Source organism: Bradyrhizobium sp. Gha (assembly GCF_900113735.1).
GTDB lineage: Bacteria > Pseudomonadota > Alphaproteobacteria > Rhizobiales > Xanthobacteraceae > Bradyrhizobium.
The window spans coordinates 619500-632829 of record NZ_FOQM01000001.1 but is presented as its reverse complement, the minus strand read 5'-3'; the positions used below and the strand labels follow the sequence as shown (position 1 = coordinate 632829).

Sequence of the window (13330 nt, the reverse complement as noted above, 5' to 3'; positions counted from 1 at the left end):
GTGATCGTCTCATTCGCCAGTCGTGGTATTTCGGCCAAACGTATTGTTGACAGAGATTACTTCGGTGGCGCCAATGCAACGCGACGGAATCGGATTGAAGAGAGGTCGCCCCCATGTCGGATGCCGCCGGCAAAAATTTCATTGAGCTGACGGCGAACATCGTCTCGGCCTATCTCAGCAACAACCCGACGCCGGCCGCCGAGATTCCGAATTTGATCAGCCAGGTGCACGGCGCGTTGACGCGGGTGTCGTCGGGGCGTGTCGAGGCGCCGCTCGAGCCGGCAAAGCCGGCGGTCTCGCTGAAGAAGTCGATCGCGCCTGACTATCTGGTGTGCCTGGAAGACGGCAAGCGCTTCAAGTCGCTGAAGCGTCATTTGCGCACCCAGTACAACATGACTCCCGAGCAGTACCGGGAGAAATGGAGCCTGCCCGCGGACTATCCCATGGTCGCGCCGAACTACGCGGTGGCGCGCTCGCAGCTGGCCAAGAAGATGGGCTTGGGACAGCAGCAGCGGAAGAAGGGGAAATAGCTTCCTAGGAAGCCTCCGCGAGTGCCTCTTTCGCGTCGGTCTTGATGCGCTCGACCATCGAGCGCAGACCGTTGGAGCGCTGCGGCGTCAGATGGTCGCGGAAGCCGAACTCGTCGAACACCGAGATCGCATCGGTGGCAAGAATCTGCTGCGGCGTGCGGCCCGAATAGAGCGCGAGCACGATCGCGACCAGGCCGCGCACGATATGCGCATCGCTGTCGCCGCGGTATTTCAGGATCGGCGTGCCGCCATCGCGCTCGACCAGCTTCTGGAGCCAGACCTGGCTGACGCAGCCATTCACCTTGTTGGCGGCGGAGTGTTCCGCCTCGGGCATCGGTTCCAGGGTGCGGCCGAGCTCGATGACATACCGGTAGCGGTCGTCCCAATCTTCGAGCAGCTCGAAATTGTCCCTGATGTCATCGATTGCAGTCATTGATGGCCCGTCGTTTCTCGCCTGCCGCCAATATAGGGGTGAGGGCTGTCGAAATCGATAGGATTCCAGCCCTAATTGGCCGTCTCCGGGCCGTGCCATTCCAGCGCAAGATCGTCCTGGGTCAGCGTGTCGCGCGGCGGCTCGGTGGTCACTGCATCGCCTTCACCGGCGACCGTGATCGAGCCGGTGTGGTCGGGCGCCTTCTTGGTGTCGTTCTTCTCGTTGGTGATCTGCTCCTTCTTGTCGTTGATGATCTGGTAGATCTTGCGCGCGCCGTCCTGCGCCCGCTGGCCGATGATGGTCGCGGCTTGTCCGCCGACCTCGCAGGCCGCCGGCTGACGCTTGCAGAATTGGCTCATGTCGGAGACGGCCGCGGTCGCGGCCTGCACGGCGTCGGCAGCGCCGATATTCGGCAGCTTCTCCGATTCGGGCGTCTTGTCCCGCGGCAGGAGCACCAGCACCAGCCCGAGCCAGAATGTGATGCGGAGCAGAAAGCGCATCTTGCGACCTGTCTGTTGGATCTGGCCCGCGGCGATCCCCGCGCGGCGCCAGCGGCCTAGCAACTCTCGATAGATCGCAAGTGATTGCCTTGAGCTTAATTCGCAGAAAATTTACGCAGAAATCTTCGCGGATCGAGGCCTCGTGAATTTTCGATTGATTCCGGCCACCGTGGTTGTCCGGGCGGCATCTCCACCAATTCGAAACCATGAGCGGGACGGCGAAACCCTGTGTTCACCATCCCGGCCGAAGACGCCGCCAAATCGTCTAAAAAGCCGCGTGACGACATCGTGTCCGGCAGCGAGCCGATCGGCCTTAGCACTCGTTTAAGGTCGCTCTGACACGGTGCTCAACGACAAGGAGGCGTTCCGGCGCGTCTTCTCGACGATTGAGCCGAAGCGCGAGACCCGTGACAGTTTTGAGTATCATCCGCGATTGTCTCGATGCGCTGCTGCATCCCTCCGCGCGTTCCGACGCGCTGACGCGTGCGCGCCATCGGGCCTTCATGGCGCCGCGGCTTCTCGGAAGCCTGGCCGCCTTTGCCGCATTTCCCGTTTATCTCGTCCTGCGCGGCGCGCCGAGCGCGATCGAGGTCGCTGCCTTCGCCTGGCTGATCGCGCCGATCCTCTTGTCCTGGTTCCTGTCGCGCACCGGTCGCTACGAAGGCGCCCATGTGCTGTCGTCGCTGGCGCTCGCCGGCCTGATCATGGCGATCGCGGCCACCACCGGCGGCATCGAATCATTCGCTGCGATCTGGCTGGTCGTGGTTCCCCTGGAGGCCGCGCTGTCGGCCTCGCGTCGCGTCGCCGCCTTTGCATCGATGCTCGCGCTGTCCTGCGCGGGCCTGTTGATCCTGCTCAGCCAGGTCGGCTGGCTGCCGGCCGGCGAATTCGGAAGCGCGGAACGCGGCGTGATGATGGCGTTCGGCGTTGCTTCCGCAACGCTCTATGCCGCGGGCCTCGCCTTCGGCGCCGAGTCGCTCGCCCGCACCAGCGTCACGCTGCTGTCGCGCGAGGAGGAGCGCTATCGCCTGCTGGCGCGCAACATGAGCGACGTGATCTCGCGGCATCAGCGCAATGGCGCGGTGCAGTTCATCTCCCCGGCGGCGGTAGCCATGCTCGGCGTGCCCGTCGCCCAGCTGCAGGGCCACGGCCTGTTCGATCGTGTCCATGTCGCCGATCGTCCGGCCTATCTCACGGCGCTGTCGGATGCCGCGCGCGGCGAGGTACGCAGCGTCGAATTCCGGCTGCGGCGCGAGCCTGATGGCTCCGAGCGTGGTCAGGTCGACTTCATCTGGGTCGAGATGCGCTGCCGGCCGTTCGATCAGGATCTGAGCCGGGATCTCACGCGCGAGGCCGAAGTCGTCGGCGTGATGCGCGATATCACGGATCGCAAGCTGTCCGAGCAGGCGCTCGACCAGGCGCGCAGCGCGGCGGAAGCCGCCGACGCTGCCAAGACGCGCTTCCTCGCCACGATGAGCCACGAGTTGCGCACGCCGCTCAACGCCATCATCGGCTTCTCCGACATGATCGCGCAGGAGCAGGCCTTGATGCTCGCCGCGAGCCAGCGCAAGGAATATGCGGAGCTGATCAACGCCTCCGGCCAGCATCTGTTGTCGGTCGTCAACGGCATCCTCGACATGTCCAAGATGGAATCGGGCAATTTCGAGATTTCGTCGGAACCGTTCGCCCCGCGCGCCGCGCTGATGCATTGCTGCAACCTGCTGGCGCTGAAGGCGCGCGAGAACGGCATCGATCTCATCACCGATGCGCCGCAGGATCTGCCCTTGATGACCGGCGATCCCAGGGCCTTCAAACAGATCGTGCTCAATCTCGTCGCAAATGCCGTCAAGTTCACCGAGCGCGGCGGTCAGGTCACGGTGTCCGCGTCCGCATCCGCCGTGCAGCTCACGCTGCGCATCAGCGATACCGGCGTCGGCATCGCGCCTGACGATCTCAAGCGCATCGGCGCGCCGTTCTTCCAGTGCGGCAAGACCTATGAGCGTCGGCACGAAGGCACCGGCCTCGGCCTTTCGATCGTGAAAAGCCTCGTGACGTTGCATCTCGGCGAATTGACGGTACAAAGCAAGCTCGGCGAGGGCACCGCCATCACCGTCAAGCTGCCGCTCGTCTATACGCCGCCGCAGGCGAAGCCGGTCGAGAGCAAGATCGCGACGCTGACGCCGCTGCCGCGTCATGAAGTTCAGGACCAATCTGCTCTGGTGAAGAAAAGTGCCTAGAAAGTCTGCCAAGGACGAAGCCGCTCCGCGCCGCCGTGGTGCCAAAGCCGCGGTCGTGGATGTCGAGACCGAGCGCAATCTCGTGATGCGCGCGCTTTTGCACAGTCCCAAGGACACGCTGGCCGGTCTGGTCGCCGCAGCCGCCGTCAGCGCCATCGTGGCGAACGCGCTCTTTCTGCAGACCGGCCGGCATCCGGCGCCGATGTTCGGCACCGTAATCAATCTCCCCGCGCCGTCGCCTGTGTCGCTGTCCAGTCCCTTGCCGCGCCCGCGCCCCGTCGGCGCCGATACGTCGCCGCTCGAGCCCAAAGCCACCGAGTTCCGCGTCGAGCCGAAGCCGGCTGAGAGGACGTCGGAGAAGTCCGCCGAGACGACGGCGTCGACGCCGCGCGGGGGCGATCCCATGACCAATCTGGTCATCAAGTCGACCACACCGACGGCGCCCGCCGTCGCCATCGCCCGTCCGCCGGCGCCGATCCCGGTGCAGCAAAGCCCGGCCGCGCGTCGCCTCGCCGGCGTGCAGCGCGCGCTCGCCGAATACGGCTACGGGAATTTGAAGATCACCGGCGCCATGAACGGCGAGACCCAGGCGGCGATCCAGGCGTTCGAGCGCCAGCACAAGATACCCGCCACGGGCCAGGTGTCAGACCGCCTGCTGCGCGAGCTTGCTGCCGCGATCGGTCATCCCGTCGAATGATCGTCGTCCTAGACAAGGCTCGAGGCCCCCAGTTTAGGAGTTTGAATCCCGGGTGTCTGGTGGTGGCGAACGTGTCCGAAGATAGATTGAAGGCTCTGCGGTAAATCCTATCCCGGGGCCAACTAGCGATCCAGCCGCCGCCTCTGTGCCCGCATGCGTCTGATCTCCTCGTTCAAGGCTTCGAGTTTCTCGTTGCGCTTGGTCGTCTTCGACTTGGGAACGTCATCCTTCTGCCTGAGCTTGTCGAGCGCCTTTTCTACCGAGAGCTTCTTGGTGCCTGCCATGGCTTTGCTCCTAGTCTCTGCGCCGCTGTCTCAGCGGCGAACAATGATGGGTATTTCCGCCGGCAGCCCACGGGCTTTCGTTCGGCCGTCACAACGCGAACGGCCACTGCGGATGGTTGTTGAGCCGGCTGGGCGACGGCAATCGTCTGCGCCACCGGCACCGACAAGCACGCCAGCATACGAACGGTCGCAGGCATCATGCCCCTCACACTTGGCAGTCGGCTGTCGATTGCTCGTTCGAATCCAACAGGCTCTGCCGCGGCGAGCTTGACCTATGTCAACGTGCGTTAAGTCAGGGTGCGTGAGGTCGTGAAGGCCCGACTAGGCAGGCTGTCGCCGACCGAAAGCGCTTGTCTCGGTCTCTGGCCGCCGGCCGCGGGCTCAGCCGTCCTCCTGCAAATCCAGGGCGCCAGCGGTTATGCGGTACACGGCCTAGCACTGATGACAGCTCTGGCCTATCGTGCGCTCATGCGTTTGAAATCAAATATCTGGGTCTCAGCTTACCTGCGGCGGTGCCAGACCGAAGGCGTGTTCGGCGCGGTGCGCCGTCGCGGCGCCGAGGAGGCGGGCGCGGTGTTCGTGAAGGTGTCGCTGCTCGACGGCAACGCGATGCTCTATGTGCCGGCGCCGCAGACCGTCTACGACGAGGGCCGGCCGGTCGATCGCTTCTTCGTGCCGATCGCGCCGCTGCCCGTTCCTGAGCCTGCCGTCGAAGAGCGCCTGACCAAGGAGCTCCGTTTCGACCCCGATGCCTGGATCGTGGAGACCGAGGATCGGGCGGGGCGGCACTTCCTCGATCTGGCCAAGAGCTGACTTGCGCGCGGACTCATTAAGCCGCAGCCGCGACCCGCCTGATCGACGCCCATTGGCATGCCATGCTGATCCCGCGGAATCCTGCCCAGGCGATCAGTGCGCTTCCTAGCTCTCGGACGATCCGCCGCTGCCCGTGCGCACGGCCGGGCTCGAGCCGGGCTGCACGCTCGGCCGCGACTGGCTCGACGTGCCGCGGGCGCGCTGGCGCTCGCTGTCGTGCAGCGAGGGCTGATACTTGGCGCGCGTGACGGCGAGCGTCGAGCCGCGCCATGCGGCCAGCATCACCAGCGCGGAGCGGTCGCTGAGACGATCATAGAGCCGCGACAGCCGGTAGACCTCGTTCACGGAATTGCCGATCGCGGGCTTGAAGAACAGCAGGATGCGCTGAAAGTTCGGGCTCGGCATGTCGATCGCGCGCGCAGCCACCGCGAGCGCCTCGCCGCCCGCATCGTCGGCGATCTGCGCCGCGACTCGTGAGGAGAGGATCAGGGTATCGCTGAGCTCGTAGGTGAAACTCTCGACGTCGCCGGCAATCGCGGCCATTTCCAGGATCTGGATCGCGCGCTTGGCGTGCACGGTCGGAATCCGCGGCGCGGCCTTGAGCGGCGACTGCGCCAGATTGTGCAGGATCTGCGCACGTTGGCCCGCATCGGCGCGGAAGAACATGTCGTGGATCTCGGCCGCTTCCTTCGGCTGCATCGCCATGTCGGCGGCCATACGCGCTTCCGCATCGGTTGGCGTGCCGGCAGGCCAGGGGACGGGCGCCGGCTTCGGGATTGCGCGCGCGAGCGGCACCCTGCGGCCTTCTTGCGCCGCGACCAGCCCCAGCTTCTGGAGCACGGGGACGGGGGTCTGCGGATAGATCGCAAGCTTCGCCTTGACGGAAGCGCGTGTCGCGTCGTCGACCTGGTCGATCAGCCGCGTCGCAAGCTCGATGAATTGCCGCTGCTCGTCCTCGCTGTGGGCGCTGGCCTGGACATACAGATCGGTCAACACGCGCAGCAGCGTCGGGCGAACATCGACGCCCTCACGGCGGGAGAGTGTCATCAGCCCGTCGAATCCGGGAAACAGCGACTTGGTCATGGAGGCGTACGCAACTCGGGAACATCTGTTGCCTCAGCCTATCAGCGCTTCGTTTAAAGGCTCCTTAAGGAAAACGAAGTGTGAAGCAAACCCGCTCATTTCGACCGTTTTCCTGCGGCTCGCGGGACGGCGATTTCCTGCGGCTCGCGGGACGGCGACGGGGCCCGGCCCGTGCGGTTACGGTCCAATGCCCGTGTTTACATCCCGTTAACCATAAACTGATCCTAATGACCGTCATGTTGCAGGGGCGCACGCTGGTCGCGCGGCAATTGAGAGAGCTGACATGGGGACCATCATCGAATTTCCGGCCGGTCGCCGGGTGGGCTCGTCGGGGGACGTCACACCGCGCGCGGACATGGGAACGATTTTGATCCTTCCCGTCGTCCGCATCGAGCGCGAAGCGGACGAGACCAGCGGCGATCGTGGGCCGGAAGCGGGCACAGCGCCGGGGCGCCGTCGCCGTCGCCGCTAGGTTGCGGTTTTTGCAATGCCGGACTCCATCCGCCAGGTTCGCAACCTCGCATCGGCCATCCTGCTCGCAGCTTTGGGCGCGACGCTTGCCGCGTGCAGCGGCGGTGATTTCGGCCGCACCCGCGCCGACATGCGCAGCGACGACATGCACCGCTGGCTTGGCCTTGAAGCCACCGGCAGCCTCGGCCTGCAGGCGTCCCAATTCCAGCTCACCGAAGAGGAGCGTCAGCTTCGCGACCTCGCCTATCCCATGATCGAGCCGCCGTTGTCGCGACCGGCCTGGAAGAGCGTGTTCGGCGACTACCAGGCCTTGCCGTCGCCATGGCGCCAGAAGGTCGTGTTCGACCGCACCATGTACGGGCGCACGCTGATCGATGAGCCGCATCGCTCGCACGCCTCGCGCTATGCGCAGCTGATCGAGGACGTCCGCAACGACATCACGCGTTTTGAACCGTTCTTTGCCTCGGCGATCCGCGTCATCGATCTCGACAGGAAGCGCGAGGCCAGCATGGCGCGCGTTTCCGAGCTGTCGCCGAGGGAGAAGGCGGACGCGGTCGCGCGTATGCAGGAGAATTCGCTGATCATCCAGTGGGTGCAGCTATCCCTCGAGCAGCGCGTCTCGTCCTATCGCTGGGCGCTGGAGCGGCTGGTGATCCAGGCGCCAGACGGCATGGCCGCCGACGCCGATCGTCTGATCGGCGAACTCGCCGCCCAGACCGCCAATCCCCCGGTTCAGTCGCAACCCGCCTACGGCCGCGCCGTCGTGTCAAAGGGCTGAGCCTCGGCTGTTACGGCCGTCCTGGCATGGCGATCGAGGAACTCGAACGGCCTGCGCCGGGAATCGTCTGTCACGTCCTCGCGAAAATGGTACTCGACCTGATCGCCGCGGACGTCGATCTTGCGCAAGCCGTCGCGTTGCCGGCAGTCCCAGCAATGTGGTGTGCCGGCATAGAGATGCCATTCGACCGGAGCGCCGCCGCGCCTCGGGACTGCGAGTGTCGAGACAGTCCTGGGCCGGGGTCTCGGTATCTGCATCGCCCGTCAGGACCAGCCATGGTCGTGAGACATCTTCATTGACCAGATCGAACGGCGGCCGTTGCTGCGTCGTGATGCGGAAGCAGCCGGGATAAAGGCTCGCGACAGCCGCAAATTCGCTGCTGCCAACCCTCTTGAGCATTCCGCCATCCTACTGATTGGTGATTGTCCTTCCGGGCAATAGGGGTAAAATTATCGCGTTTCTTCAAGTGATTTCACCAAAAGGCCCTTCGAGATGAGCTTGGACGCCGCGAGTCCGTTTAAGAGCCGCCTGGATGTCACCTTCCCGCGACAAGTGCTGGTCCTCGCGGTCCTGCTCGGATCGACCGGGTCCGCCGCCGCGCTGACCAAGGAGGCGGCGCTCGAGAACTGCCGGATGAGCGTCGGCAAGCCGATCGTGCAGGCCTGCATGCAGGCCCAGGGCGGTCGCAAGGCCGGTGCCGATATCGAGGGGTGCCGCGCCAAGGCCAAACCGCAGGTTCGCGCTTGCGTGATCGCTGCCCTCAATGCCGCGAACGGACGCGCCAACATCGCCGTCGAGGTGCCGAAGGAAGAGGCCCCCAAGCTGGCGGCAGGGACCGCACTGCCCAAGGACTTCATCGCGCCGCCGCGCACCATTTCCGACATCACCGCGATTCTCGACAGCGAAAAGCCGAACGAGAAGCTGATTGCGGAACTGAAGGCGGATGCGGATTCGACGCCCACGGGCAAGGAGTCCCGCGAGGATCTCGCCCAGTTCTATTTCGATCGCGCCAATGCGCGCGCCCAGCTTGGACGGCTTGCCGAATCCATCACTGACGCCAACAAGGCCGTCGAGGTGGGACGCGGCGCCGTCAGCGCAAGCATGATGGGTCGCCTGACGCAGCTTGCCGCCCTGCAATATTCGACCGTCGGCGATCCAAAGCGCGCACTCGAGATCATGCAGAGGCAGTTGCGCGAGGTCGCCACCATGCCGGGCGCGAAGGGGTATCTGTTCAACGCCAATCGCTCGATCGCCGGCATTCTCATTCAAATGGGCGACATCCCGCAGGCCGAAGCCTATCTTCGCCGCAGCTTGGCCGGCATTCAGGAGGCTCGCACCAGCGGTCTCCCCGGATGGCGGACCTCTTATGCGAAGTTGGGGCAGAATTGGGAGGCGGAAATCGAGGCCGCCCGCGCCATGATCTTCGAGGCGCGCGGCCAGTTCAGCGAAGCCGAAGTCTCCTATCGCCTGGCCGAGCAGCGCAAGCGCGCCGGCATGAAGGGCATCATGGACTCGGATAATCCTCCCGCTGAAACCGTCGTCTTGCAGTCAATCGACTTCATGGTTCTGAACCAGGCGCGCATGAAGGCGCGGCAGGGCAGGCTCGCCGAAGCCGAGGTCGATGCGCGCCGGGCGTTGTTGTCGCGCCTGAAGGACACCGGCAAGTATAATCCGGTGATGCCGCGCTATGTGATGGGATTGGCCGGCGTTCTGGTCGACGAGGGCCGTTACGAGGAAGCCGAGCAGCTCGGCCGCGTCGCGCTCGAGATCAACAAGACGGTCGGCGTGCCTGATGACTCGCAGTCGACCGTGCAGCTGCTGTCGCAGCTCGCCGGCATTCTGAACCTGCGGCGCAAGAATGCCGAAGCGAACGAGATGTTCGCGCGGATCGACAAGGCTATCGCCAATTGGGATCCGCAGCGCCGCCAGGTCATCGAGCTCAATCCGGGGCGCATTCTCGCGCTCTACAATTCCGGACAGCTCGACGCCGGCATCGCCGCCGCCGAGCAACTGGTCAAGAAGCAGGTCGGGCGGGTCGGCGAGAACCATTTTGATGCGGCTTCGGCGCGCGGCACCCTGGCGATCGGATTGATGCGCGCGCGGCGCGATGCCGACGCCATCCGGGAGTTCAAGGCGGCCATTCCCATCATGATGGCGAACGCGAACGAGAATGCCGACGACGAGAACACCACCGTGGTGGCCGCGCGCAGCCAGCGGCTGCAGACCATCGTCGAGAGTTACCTGCTGCTGTTCGCGCGGGCCGAGGGCACCGGCGGCGCGGTCGGTGAGGAGACCTTCAGTCTGGCAGATGCCATCCGCGGCCGCTCCGTGCAGCAGGCGCTGGCGGCCTCCAGCGCGCGTGCGGCGGCAAAAGATCCCGCGCTGGCCGAGCTCGTCCGCAAAGAGCAGGATCTGACGAAACAGGTCAACGCCCAACTCGGCACGCTCAACAACGTCCTCGCGATTCCTTCGGCGGAGCGTGACGAGAAGGGGGCGCAGCAGATCCAGGCGTCGATCGCCGCCTTGCGCGGTGAGCGCGACAGGGCGCGCCAGGAGATCAAGCAGAAGTTCCCTGTTTACGCCGATCTGGTCTCGCCGAAGCCGCCGAGCGTTGCGGAGATCCGTGCGACGTTGTCGGACAACGAAGCCATGCTGTCGTTCTATTTCGGACAGAACGGCAGCTTCGTCTGGGCCGTGCCGAAGTCTGGCCCGGTGGCGTTCGCCGCCGTCAACGCCAGGAGTGGAGACATCGAGACCAAGATCCGCAAGCTGCGCGAGGCGCTCGAGCCGCAGGCGGCGATGATCTCCGACATTCCGCCGTTCGATCTCGAGCTCGGTTACGAGCTCTACGCGCTGTTGCTGAAGCCGGTCGAGAGCGGATGGAAGCCGGCCAAGAATTTGATCGTGGTGACCAACGGCGCGCTCGGCCTGCTGCCGCTGTCGCTGTTGCCGACGGCGCCGGTCGAGGTGGCGGCGGACGAGGATCCACTCTTCGTCGGCTATCGCAACGTGCCGTGGCTGGCGCGGACCCACGCCGTCTCGACGGTGCCATCGGCTGCCGCGTTGCGCACGCTGCGGCAATTGCCGCCGGGCAAGCCAGGCCGCGGCGAACTCGTGGCGTTCGGCGATCCCTATTTCAACAAGGACCAGGAAGCCGAGGCCGAAGTGAGCGACGGCAAGGTTCAGGTGGCCGATGTCGGTGGCAACGTCACCCGCGGCATGCCGCTGAAGCGCCGCAGCAGCCCGAAGCTCGACGGCGTCGACAGCGCCGAGCTCGGCCTCTTGCCCCGCCTTCCCGATACGGCCGACGAGCTCAAATCGATCGCGCTGGCCTTGCAGGCAGATCCCTCGAAGGTGCTGTTCCTCGGGAAGAATGCGACCGAGACCGCCGTCAAGACGATGAATCTCTCCGGCTTCAGGATTCTCGCCTTCGCCACGCACGGTCTTGTCCCGGGCGAGCTCAACGGCTTGACGCAGCCGGCGCTCGCGCTGTCGTCCCCGGCGGTGACGGGTGAGGGCGGAGACGGCCTCCTGACCATGGAAGAGATTCTGGGCCTCAAGCTCGACGCCGACTGGGTCATCCTGTCGGCCTGCAACACCGGCGCTGGCGCCGGCGCCGGTGCCGAGGCCGCCTCCGGCCTTGGCCGCGCCTTCTTCTACGCGGGAACGCGGGCCTTGCTGGTGACGAACTGGTCGGTGCATTCGCAATCGGCCCGGCAGCTGGTGACCGATCTGTTCAAGCGGCAGGCCGACGATCCAAAACTGTCGCGAAGCGAGGCGCTGCGGCAGGCGATGATGGCCTTGGTCGATGGTCCCGGTTATCTGAACAGCGAGGGCAAGACCGAGTTCGCCTATGCGCATCCGCTGTTCTGGGCGCCCTATACGATCATCGGTGATGGCGGCGTGCGTTGATCGACGTGAGAAGGTTGGAAGGACAATGATGCGGAATGTCTTGCTGGGGCTGGTTGCGGCGGGTCTCCTGTTTTCGGGAACGTCGCGGGCCACGCAATTGATCACGGAGGAGGAAGCCAAGCTGCCACCGCCGAAGGGGGCGGTCGCGGCTGACCGGCGTGGTATCCTGCGCGGTCCGAAAGTGGAGTTCGTCTCGCCAGGCGAATCGGTCGCCTCACCCTTGAAACTTCAACTGAAGTTCGAGTCGTTCGGCGGCGCCAAGATCGATCCTGATTCGGTCAAGGTGACCTTCCTCCGCACACCGAACGTCGACTTGACGTCGCGGGTCAAGCCGTTCGTGCAGGCTGACGGGATCAACATGCAGGATGCGGAATTGCCACCCGGCGATTACACCGTGCGGGTCGACATCAAGGACAGTGACGGGCGGCCCGGCACCGCCATCTTCACCCTCAAGGTCGCACCGAAGTGACGTGTCCTTACTGCCAGGCCGAGAATGCGGATAAAGCGCTGGTTTGCGCGTCCTGCGGGCGCGACATCGCTGTCCCTGCGACGCTGATTGCGGAGCGCGACGATCTCCTGCGCAAGCGGGATCAGCTGCGCGACGAGCTGACGCGGGCCAGGGACGAGGTCGAAGCCCTCATGCGGCGCAGGAAGTCGCGCTGACGATGGAGTGTCCCTTCTGCGCCGAGACGATCAAGGACGAGGCCATCGCCTGCAAGCACTGCTCGCGCGATCTGCGCGTCGTGCGGCCGACGCTTCTGGAGATCGATGAGATCGTCGGCGAGCTGGACAGGCTGAGGCGCGACCTCGATCGCGTCAACGTCCGGCTCGAGCGCTACAAGAACCCGCTGCGCTATTTCGCAACGCATGCCTTTCTCTACGTCGTCACTCCGGCCGTCCTGCTGACGATCACCCATATTCTGATCACCATCACCTTCAACCTCTCTCCGATCCCGCTCCGGATCGCGTCGATCGTGGTCCCCCTGCTATTCGGGTTCGCAGCCTATCCCCTGCATCGGGTCTCGGCGCTGGGAGCGCTCGTGCTGGCCTTGCTGCTCGCCAGCGTCAGCATCCAGGCAATGCTGACCGTGACGGGCCTTCACGATGGCGTTCCGATCCTGCCGACGGTGTGGGTCGAATGGCGCGAAGTGTTCGAATACGGTGCAAGTATCCTGCTGGCCTTCGTGTCCGGAAACATTCTGGGAGTCGTGGTCTTCCAGGTTTTGCCGCGCGTTCTAGGCCAGGGCGGGAAACCCAATGCTTTCGCCTTTCGGCTGGCGCGCCTGCTCGGGCAGCATGTCGGCGAGGAGCAGCTCCGCCGCCGTGCGCGGTTGATCCAGGATCTGATGCAGACGGTCGGCCCGCTGGCCGGCGTCGCCGCGACGGCGGTCGGCTCGATCTATGCCGGCCTGAAGGGCTTGCTCGGATAGCAAGTCGCCGACGGGCGCTGTGGCCTCGGGCGTCAATCGTCCTGGTTGGACGGGAGCCGCGAGAAGCGGAAATTGCAATGGCTGGCGCCGCCGGCCAGCGTCTGCGTCCGTTCCAGATGGACGCCGCGCACAACGTAGGCGTAGCGCCTAGGCTTCGGTCGC

Annotated in this window: 14 protein-coding genes and 1 pseudogene; 10 read left to right on the top strand and 5 right to left on the bottom strand. The window is 65.0% G+C overall.

Features of this window, described 5'->3' with window-relative positions; translation table 11 throughout:
* Positions 1–113 precede the first annotated feature (113 nt).
* On the top strand, positions 114–530 hold the full coding sequence (locus BM222_RS03015; RefSeq protein ID WP_092226764.1) for a Ros/MucR family transcriptional regulator: 417 nt from the start codon (positions 114–116) through the stop codon (positions 528–530).
* 4 nt (positions 531–534) lie between these two features.
* On the opposite strand, the gene BM222_RS03010 is transcribed toward BM222_RS03015, so the two are convergent.
* A complete protein-coding gene (locus BM222_RS03010) occupies positions 535–963 on the bottom strand; it encodes a SufE family protein (RefSeq protein WP_092226763.1) in 429 nt (142 codons plus the stop codon).
* Positions 964–1034: 71 nt separating this feature from the next.
* Positions 1035–1463 (bottom strand): DUF5330 domain-containing protein, encoded by a 429-nt coding sequence (locus BM222_RS03005; RefSeq protein ID WP_092226837.1) that lies wholly within the window; start codon positions 1461–1463, stop codon positions 1035–1037.
* Between the two features lie 407 nt (positions 1464–1870).
* Between BM222_RS03005 and BM222_RS03000 the strand changes: the two genes are divergently transcribed.
* A complete protein-coding gene (locus BM222_RS03000) occupies positions 1871–3700 on the top strand; it encodes a PAS domain-containing sensor histidine kinase (protein ID WP_177242969.1) in 1830 nt (609 codons plus the stop codon).
* Positions 3693–4397: a peptidoglycan-binding domain-containing protein gene (locus BM222_RS02995; protein WP_092226761.1), complete on the top strand. Its 705-nt coding sequence runs from the start codon at positions 3693–3695 to the stop codon at positions 4395–4397. The genes BM222_RS03000 and BM222_RS02995 overlap by 8 nt, the downstream gene beginning before the upstream one ends.
* A 122-nt stretch (positions 4398–4519) precedes the next feature.
* On the opposite strand, the gene BM222_RS40850 is transcribed toward BM222_RS02995, so the two are convergent.
* Positions 4520–4681: a hypothetical protein gene (locus tag BM222_RS40850; protein ID WP_177242968.1), complete on the bottom strand. Its 162-nt coding sequence runs from the start codon at positions 4679–4681 to the stop codon at positions 4520–4522.
* A gap of 468 nt (positions 4682–5149) precedes the next feature.
* Between BM222_RS40850 and BM222_RS02990 the strand changes: the two genes are divergently transcribed.
* The gene (locus BM222_RS02990; protein ID WP_092226836.1) at positions 5150–5494 is read left to right on the top strand and encodes a DUF1491 family protein; all 345 of its coding nucleotides are present in this window, start codon (positions 5150–5152) and stop codon (positions 5492–5494) included.
* A gap of 105 nt (positions 5495–5599) precedes the next feature.
* Here BM222_RS02990 and BM222_RS02985 read toward each other — a convergent pair whose 3' ends face one another.
* Positions 5600–6577, bottom strand: coding sequence for a DUF2336 domain-containing protein (locus BM222_RS02985; RefSeq protein ID WP_092226760.1), 978 nt, complete (start codon positions 6575–6577; stop codon positions 5600–5602).
* Positions 6578–6860: 283 nt separating this feature from the next.
* Between BM222_RS02985 and BM222_RS02980 the strand changes: the two genes are divergently transcribed.
* The 6 genes from BM222_RS02980 (at position 6861) to BM222_RS02955 (ending at position 13168) form a co-directional block, all read left to right on the top strand.
* A complete protein-coding gene (locus BM222_RS02980) occupies positions 6861–7049 on the top strand; it encodes a hypothetical protein (RefSeq protein ID WP_092226759.1) in 189 nt (62 codons plus the stop codon).
* A 15-nt stretch (positions 7050–7064) separates the two neighbouring features.
* Positions 7065–7826, top strand: coding sequence for a hypothetical protein (locus tag BM222_RS02975; protein ID WP_092226758.1), 762 nt, complete (start codon positions 7065–7067; stop codon positions 7824–7826).
* 492 nt (positions 7827–8318) lie between these two features.
* Positions 8319–11738: a CHAT domain-containing tetratricopeptide repeat protein gene (locus tag BM222_RS02970; RefSeq protein ID WP_092226757.1), complete on the top strand. Its 3420-nt coding sequence runs from the start codon at positions 8319–8321 to the stop codon at positions 11736–11738.
* A 25-nt stretch (positions 11739–11763) separates the two neighbouring features.
* The gene (locus BM222_RS02965; RefSeq protein ID WP_177242967.1) at positions 11764–12207 is read left to right on the top strand and encodes a hypothetical protein; all 444 of its coding nucleotides are present in this window, start codon (positions 11764–11766) and stop codon (positions 12205–12207) included.
* Positions 12204–12401: a hypothetical protein gene (locus BM222_RS02960; protein ID WP_092226756.1), complete on the top strand. Its 198-nt coding sequence runs from the start codon at positions 12204–12206 to the stop codon at positions 12399–12401. The genes BM222_RS02965 and BM222_RS02960 overlap by 4 nt, the downstream gene beginning before the upstream one ends.
* A gap of 2 nt (positions 12402–12403) precedes the next feature.
* Positions 12404–13168: a hypothetical protein gene (locus BM222_RS02955; RefSeq protein WP_092226755.1), complete on the top strand. Its 765-nt coding sequence runs from the start codon at positions 12404–12406 to the stop codon at positions 13166–13168.
* Between the two features lie 32 nt (positions 13169–13200).
* Here the strand turns inward: BM222_RS02955 and BM222_RS43215 are convergent.
* Positions 13201–13308: pseudogene (locus tag BM222_RS43215) on the bottom strand (L-2-amino-thiazoline-4-carboxylic acid hydrolase); the annotation flags it as partial.
* Between the last annotated feature and the right edge of the window lie 22 nt (positions 13309–13330).

What these genes read in the sequence shown, in the direction of transcription:
- BM222_RS03015 (WP_092226764.1), top strand. Translation starts at nt 114, where the DNA reads ATGTCGGATGCCGCCGGCAAAAATTTCATTGAGCTGACGGCGAACATC.
- BM222_RS03010 (WP_092226763.1), bottom strand. Translation starts at nt 963, where the DNA reads ATGACTGCAATCGATGACATCAGGGACAATTTCGAGCTGCTCGAAGAT.
- BM222_RS03005 (WP_092226837.1), bottom strand. Translation starts at nt 1,463, where the DNA reads ATGCGCTTTCTGCTCCGCATCACATTCTGGCTCGGGCTGGTGCTGGTG.
- BM222_RS40850 (WP_177242968.1), bottom strand. Translation starts at nt 4,681, where the DNA reads ATGGCAGGCACCAAGAAGCTCTCGGTAGAAAAGGCGCTCGACAAGCTC.
- BM222_RS02990 (WP_092226836.1), top strand. Translation starts at nt 5,150, where the DNA reads ATGCGTTTGAAATCAAATATCTGGGTCTCAGCTTACCTGCGGCGGTGC.
- BM222_RS02985 (WP_092226760.1), bottom strand. Translation starts at nt 6,577, where the DNA reads ATGACCAAGTCGCTGTTTCCCGGATTCGACGGGCTGATGACACTCTCC.
- BM222_RS02980 (WP_092226759.1), top strand. Translation starts at nt 6,861, where the DNA reads ATGGGGACCATCATCGAATTTCCGGCCGGTCGCCGGGTGGGCTCGTCG.
- BM222_RS02975 (WP_092226758.1), top strand. Translation starts at nt 7,065, where the DNA reads ATGCCGGACTCCATCCGCCAGGTTCGCAACCTCGCATCGGCCATCCTG.
- BM222_RS02970 (WP_092226757.1), top strand. Translation starts at nt 8,319, where the DNA reads ATGAGCTTGGACGCCGCGAGTCCGTTTAAGAGCCGCCTGGATGTCACC.
- BM222_RS02965 (WP_177242967.1), top strand. Translation starts at nt 11,764, where the DNA reads ATGATGCGGAATGTCTTGCTGGGGCTGGTTGCGGCGGGTCTCCTGTTT.
- BM222_RS02955 (WP_092226755.1), top strand. Translation starts at nt 12,404, where the DNA reads ATGGAGTGTCCCTTCTGCGCCGAGACGATCAAGGACGAGGCCATCGCC.